At 61.7% G+C, this 6,946-nt stretch carries 3 protein-coding genes and 1 tRNA gene; 3 read left to right on the top strand and 1 reads right to left on the bottom strand.

All coding sequences use genetic code 11. From position 1 onward, the window contains the following. The first annotated feature begins 267 nt into the window (after nucleotides 1-267). The 3 genes from AC07OG_RS20310 (at nucleotide 268) to AC07OG_RS20300 (ending at nucleotide 4,557) form a co-directional block, all read left to right on the top strand. Nucleotides 268-344, top strand: a tRNA-Met gene (locus AC07OG_RS20310). 275 nt (nucleotides 345-619) lie between these two features. Continuing rightward, nucleotides 620-3,262 (top strand): bifunctional lysylphosphatidylglycerol flippase/synthetase MprF, encoded by a 2,643-nt coding sequence (gene mprF / locus AC07OG_RS20305; RefSeq protein WP_495067903.1) that lies wholly within the window; start codon nucleotides 620-622, stop codon nucleotides 3,260-3,262. Next, a complete protein-coding gene (locus tag AC07OG_RS20300; protein ID WP_060541073.1) occupies nucleotides 3,262-4,557 on the top strand; it encodes a virulence factor family protein in 1,296 nt (431 codons plus the stop codon). Before mprF ends, AC07OG_RS20300 begins: the two co-directional genes overlap by 1 nt. Before the next feature lie 259 nt (nucleotides 4,558-4,816). On the opposite strand, the gene AC07OG_RS20295 is transcribed toward AC07OG_RS20300, so the two are convergent. Next, nucleotides 4,817-6,718 (bottom strand): potassium transporter Kup, encoded by a 1,902-nt coding sequence (locus AC07OG_RS20295; protein ID WP_060541072.1) that lies wholly within the window; start codon nucleotides 6,716-6,718, stop codon nucleotides 4,817-4,819. Nucleotides 6,719-6,946 lie beyond the last annotated feature (228 nt).

Below are 6,946 nucleotides of genomic sequence, written 5' to 3'. Positions count from 1 at the left end.
CCGAAGGTCGTCGGTTCAAATCCGGCTCCCGCAACCAAACATCAAAAAAGGCTACTCGAAAGAGTGGCCTTTTTTGTGCGTGCCTGTTTTATGGATTCGAATGCGCACACGCGCCTCACACCCGGACGGGTAAATAAGAGAAATCGTTTCGATTCCGAAACTTAGGCAAACCCTGCGACCGTTTGACGCTGTTTAACGTTTATTTGGCCTTGTTCAGGATTAACGGTTGACACCCCGCCATTCGCCTGTAGAATGCCGCCACACAGACGCGGGATGGAGCAGTCTGGTAGCTCGTCGGGCTCATAACCCGAAGGTCGTCGGTTCAAATCCGGCTCCCGCAACCAAACATCAAAAAAGGCTACTCGAAAGAGTGGCCTTTTTTGTATCTGTTGAAAAAGTCCTTTCGCAACAAAGATCTGCCACTCTGTAGTGAGCCGCTCGCACTCACCATGCGTCGAGTCCAGACTATGCCCTGTCGCAGACTCAAACCGCCACGACGACTGCTACACCATCGCCACCATCCGATATAGGCGTTAATATTCATAATTATTTTTTCTACAGGGATTGGTAACTTGGCTGGATACCTCCATCCTGTCGCGCACAATCCAAGAGGTGATTGATGCGCGCCAACTCGTCTGATCCACAAGACACCGTCACAGCGATACAACCGATCAAGGCCGAGCGTTTGCGCCTGCTTGACCGCATCAGCAAATACCGTCAACCCATTGGCCTGGCGGTCACGGTGCTGTTGTTCACCATTGCGCTGATCGCCTGTCGCCATCTGTTGAGCGAACTCGATCTGAACGCTCTGCACGACTCGATCCTCGAAGTACCCAAGCCTGCCTTGCTCGGAGCATTGGCGGCGACCGTGGCGGGCTTCATCATCCTGTTGGGCTACGAATGGTCGGCCAGTCGCTATGCCGGTGTCGACCTGGCCCCGCGAACGCTGGCACTGGGTGGCTTCACGGCCTTTGCGATCGGCAATGCCATCGGCCTTTCGATGTTGTCGGGCGGTTCGGTTCGTTACCGTTTATATGCGCGTCATGGCCTGGGAGCCGGCGAAGTTGCCCGCATGACGCTGTTTGCCAGCCTGTCCCTTGGCTGTGCCCTGCCACCGCTGGCCGCGCTGGCGACCCTTAGCGACCTGCCCGCCGCCTCCGCCGCCCTGGGTCTCTCCGAGACTTTGCTCGGCGCCGTTGCCGCGGTGGTGTTGTTACTGTTCGCGGTTCTCGCCATCGGCATCTACCGTCGTCGCCTGCCGGACCAGCCTTACCCGGACAACCTGCTGGTCAAGGCCGGACGCCGCACGCTGCGCCTGCCGGGGCCTCGCCTGACTTTCCTGCAACTGATCATCACCGCGCTGGACGTGGCCGCCGCCGCTACCGTGCTCTATCTACTGCTGCCCGAAGCCCCACCGTTTGGCGCCTTCCTGCTGGTCTACCTGCTGGCCCTGGCCGCCGGCGTGCTCAGCCATGTGCCGGGCGGTGTCGGGGTGTTCGAAGCGATCTTGCTCGCCGCCTTCTCCGACACCCTCGGCGCCGCGCCACTGGCCGCGGCCCTGCTGCTCTACCGCTTGATCTATGTCGTCCTGCCGCTGCTGCTTGCTTGCCTGTTCCTGCTGATCAACGAAGGCCAGCGCGTATTCCAGACACGCCAGACCCTGCGTGCCGCATCGGGCCTGGCTGCGCCAATCCTGGCGGTACTGGTGTTCCTGTCCGGCGTGGTACTGCTGTTCTCCGGTGTAACCCCGGAAATCGACACACGCCTGGAACATATCGGCTTTCTGATCCCCCACCGACTGGTCGATGCTTCGCACTTCGGTGCCAGCCTGATCGGCGTGCTGTGCCTGCTGTTGGCCCAGGGCCTGAGACGTCGATTGTCGGCCGCATGGATATTGACCACCATCCTGTTGCTGGTCGGCGCCCTGCTCTCCCTGCTCAAGGGCTTTGACTGGGAAGAAGCCAGCCTGATGGTGCTGACGGCGAGCCTGCTCGGGGTGTTCCGGCGCTCGTTCTATCGCCCCAGCCGCCTGACCGAACTGCCATTCTCACCGCTGTACCTGGTGGCCAGCCTATGCGTGCTGGGTGCGTCGATCTGGCTGCTGCTGTTCGCCTATCAGGACGTTCCGTACAGCCATCAACTGTGGTGGCAGTTCACCCTCGACGCCGATGCCCCCCGTGGCTTGCGCTCACTGCTGGGCGCCGCCGTGCTGTTGGTGGTGGTCTCCCTGACCTGGCTGTTGCGCACCGCGCGCCCGGTGATCCACTTGCCGACACCCGAAGAACTGGAGCGCGCGAGCAAGATTCTCATGGCCTCCGCGCAACCGGATGGCGGCCTGGCCCTGACGGGTGACAAGGCATTGCTGTTTCATCCCGACGACGAGGCCTTCCTGATGTACGCCCGTCGCGGCCGCAGCCTGGTGGCGCTGTACGACCCGATCGGCCCGGGGCAGCAGCGGGCGGAAATGATCTGGCAGTTCCGCGACCTGTGCGACATCCACCACGCCCGCCCCGTGTTCTATCAAGTGCGCGCCGAGAATCTGCCGTACTACATGGACATCGGCCTGACCGCGATCAAGCTCGGCGAAGAAGCCCGGGTCGATCTCAAGCGCTTTGATCTCGAAGCCAAGGGCAAGGAGATGAAAGACCTGCGTTACACCTGGAACCGCGGCACCCGCGACGGCCTGTCGCTGGAAATCCACGAGCCGGGCCAAGCGCCGATGGATGAGCTTAAGGTGATTTCCGATGCCTGGCTGACCGGCAAGAATGTCCGGGAGAAAGGCTTCTCCCTCGGCCGCTTCAGCGATGACTACCTCAAGTATTTCCGTATCGCGGTGATCCGTTTCGAAGGGCGCCCCGTGGCGTTCGCCAACCTGCTCGAGACTTACAGTCATGACCTGGCCAGCCTCGACCTGATGCGCGCCCACCCCGAGGCCCCCAAGCTGACCATGGAGTTCATGATGGTCGGCCTGATTCAACACTATAAAAATCATGGATACGCGCGATTCAGCCTGGGCATGGTGCCGTTGTCGGGGTTGCAACCCCGTCGCGGTGCACCGCTGACCCAGCGCCTGGGCTCGATGGTGTTCCGCCGTGGTGAACAGCTCTACAACTTCCAAGGCTTGCGCCGCTTCAAAGACAAGTTCCAGCCTGACTGGGAACCCCGTTATATGGCCGTGCCCGCCGGACTCGATCCGCTGGTTGCCCTGGCTGACACTGCCGCCCTGATCGCGGGCGGCTTGACCGGATTGGTGAAACGCTGATGATTCAACGCTCCTTGCGGTACGTATTGGGCGCACTTATTGTGCTGGCCCTGATCCTCGGTGGTGGCTTTTGGTACCTCAAGCGCCCGGCACCGGAACCGACCCTCGAACGGCTGACCCCGACCGATGGCGCACCAATGACCCGCGTCATCCCCGGGACTACACCCCGCGCCCAGGTGCTGGTGGCGGTCAATGAAGACCAGAAGCTCAGCGACAAGCAACTGTCCACCCTGAGCCGTAGCAGTTCAGCGCAGATCGTGCAGGTGATCCTGCCCCACGACTGCCTGCTGCAAAGCCGCGCCCTGCAAGCCGGCTTGCGCGAACTCAAAGGCCCGGCGACCCTGGTCAGCGGCATCGGCCCCGGCGCGGTGCTGGCATGGCGCTGGCTGTCCGAGCAGAAAGACGAAAAGGCCCAGGCCGTTTCGGTCGACCTGGCCCTGGAAAAAGGTGGCTGCACCCATTTGCTGCCAAAATCTGCGGCCCACGGCCACTGGCTGGTAGCCTGGAACGACAACCCGGACGACACCAGCGCCGGCTTTGTGCGTGACCAACCCAACGCCGAAACCAGCATCAGCGACTACGACATCAACCTGCCGCAAGTGCTGAACAACGAGCTGCGCAAGATCCTCGTCGGTGGCGACAAAGACGCAGGCGGCCTGCAGATTCCGGTGGTCGAAGTGCCGGCCGGCGAGGCACGGGATACCGTCACCCTGTTCCTCTCCGGTGATGGCGGCTGGCGTGACCTGGACCGCGATGTGGCGGGCGAGATGGCCAAGATCGGCTACCCGGTGGTCGGCATCGACACCCTGCGCTACTACTGGCAGCACAAGAGCCCCGAGCAAAGCGCCCTGGACCTCGCCGAACTGATGCAGCACTACCGGCAGAAATGGGGCACCAAGCGCTTCATCCTGACCGGCTACTCGTTCGGCGCCGACGTCCTGCCAGCGATCTACAACCGCTTGGCGGAGTCGGAGCAACAGCGCGTCGACGCCATCATCCTGCTGGCCTTCGCCCGCACCGGCAGCTTCGAAATCGAAGTCGAAGGCTGGCTCGGCAACGCCGGTAAAGAAGCCGCCACCGGCCCGGAAATGGCCAGGCTGCCGGCGGCCAAGGTTGTGTGTATCTACGGCGAAGAAGAAGCCGACGAGAGCGGCTGCACCGACAAGACGGCGGTGGGAGAAGCCATCAAGCTGCCCGGCGGCCACCACTTCGACGAGAACTACCCGGCGCTGGCCAAGCGGCTGGTGGATGTGATCGAGAAGCGTCAGGCCAAGGATACGACTGCTCAGGAGTGATCTGGGCACGCTGCACAAGAGCCCTCGTTACCTCACGGTGCGAGGGCTTTTTCATTCGTACGAAGATCGACGGGACGCCTCACAATCCTGTGGGAGCGGGCTTGCCCGCGATAGCGGGATGCCCGTCACACAAGTGTTGTAACTGCCGCCGTCTTCGCGGGCAAGCCCGCTCCCACAGGGTTCTTCATTGGTTTCAGTCATAGGCCAGACATAAAAAAGCCCCCGCTGCCGCAAGGCAACGGGGGCTTTCTGACGAGGCTTACATCTCCACCTGCGTCCCCAGCTCAATCACCCGGTTCAGCGGTAGATTGAAGAAGCGCAAATTGCCGTTGGCATTCTTCAACATGAACGCAAACAACGCCTCGCGCCAACGGGCCATGCCTTCAAGCTTGGAAGCGATGACCGTCTCGCGACTGAGGAAGTAGGTGGTGCGCATCGGGCTGAAGTCGAGGTCATCGAGATGACACAACTTCAGCGCTTGCGGCACATCCGGCTCGTCGATGAAACCAAAGTGCAGGATCACCCGGAAGAACCCTTCGCCGTGGGACTCAACCTCAAAGCGTCGTGTCGGCGGTACCCGCGGGATGTCTTCATACACCACGGTCAGCAGCACCACTTGCTCGTGCAGCACCTGGTTATGCAGCAGGTTGTGCAACAGCGCGTGGGGCACGGCGTCCGGACGGGCGGTAAGGAACACCGCTGTCCCCTGGACACGATGCGGCGGTTGCACGGCGATACTGCTGATGAAAATCGGCAGTGGCAGCCCGCCCTCGTCCATGCGCTCCACCAGCAGCTGTTTGCCGCGTTTCCAGGTGGTCATCAGCACGAACAGCGCAATACCGGCGATGACCGGGAATGCCCCGCCCTGAACGATCTTCGGCACGTTGGCGGCGAAGTACAGACCGTCCACCAGCACGAAGCCCAGTGAGATCGGCACCGCCAGAAGCGGTGGCCACTTCCACAACAGCAGCATCACCACCGACACCAGAATGCTGGTCATCAGCATGGTGCCAGTCACCGCCACGCCGTAGGCCGACGCCAGGGCACCGGAGGACTCGAAGCCCAACACCAGCAGCACGACGCCAACCATCAGCGACCAGTTCACCGCGCCGATGTAGATCTGGCCCTGCTCGGCACTGGAGGTGTGCTGAATCTGCATGCGCGGAATATAACCAAGCTGGATCGCCTGGCGGGTCAGGGAGAAGGCGCCGGAAATCACCGCCTGGGAGGCAATCACTGTAGCCAGAGTGGACAAGCCAACCAACGGAATCAGTGCCCAGCTCGGCGCCAACAGATAGAACGGATTGCGTGCGGCTTCCGGATCGCCCAGCAGCAACGCACCCTGGCCGAAGTAGTTGAGCACCAGCGCCGGCAGTACCAGGATGAACCATGCACGGGCAATAGGCTTGCGCCCGAAGTGGCCCATGTCGGCGTACAAGGCTTCGGCACCGGTCAACGCCAGCACCACCGCCCCGAGGATAGCCACGCCCATGCCCGGGTGCACGATGAAAAAGCGCACGCCCCAGGCCGGGTTCAGCGCTTGCAGGACTTCCGGGTGCTGCAGGATGCCGTAGACACCCAGGGCCCCCAGCACCAAAAACCAGGTGACCATGATCGGCCCGAACAGGATGCCGATGCGCGCCGTGCCGTGGCGTTGAATCAGGAACAGCGCCACCAACACGATCAACGACAGCGGCACCACCCAATGATCGATGCCGTCGAACGCCAAGCCCAGGCCTTCAATCGCCGACAACACGGAGATCGCCGGAGTGATCATGCTGTCGCCATAGAACAACGCCGCACCGATCAACCCGCAGACCACCAGAAAGCCGCGCAGCCTGGCATGCCCTGCCGCCGCCCGCCGTGCCAGCGCAGTCAAGGCCATGATTCCGCCTTCGCCCTGGTTGTCGGCGCGCAGGACAAACATCATGTACTTGATCGAAACGACCCAGATCAGCGACCAGAAAATCAGCGCCAGAATGCCCAGCACGCCATCATGGTTGACCGGCACACCATAGCCGCCGGAGAACACTTCTTTGAGGGTGTACAACGGACTGGTGCCGATGTCGCCGTAGACCACCCCGACTGCTGCGACCAGCATACCGATCGGCTTCGCCGCCGAATGCTCGGCGCCTGCCGCCTGACTACTTGCCTGCCCCATCCGGAACTCCTGATTCCCAAACCCGGCTTCTTTGAAAGAAGCACTATGCTTTGTCACGCAGCATGCGCTGTTTTACTTCACGTTACAGACGTTTTGTTGACAGTAAAAAATCGCTGATGCCCCACGGCGCGAAGCATAGCGCAGCACTCGTCGTATTTCCCTGCATAAAGCTGGTCAAGTGCGCCCGCCATCGCTAGAATTGCGCACTTTTTGATCAGAGGCGCGATA

It is taken from the genome of Pseudomonas sp. GW821-FHT09H03 (genome assembly GCF_059415945.1).
The sequence above is the reverse complement of the archived record's forward strand: the minus strand, read 5'-3'. Positions and strand labels throughout refer to the sequence as shown.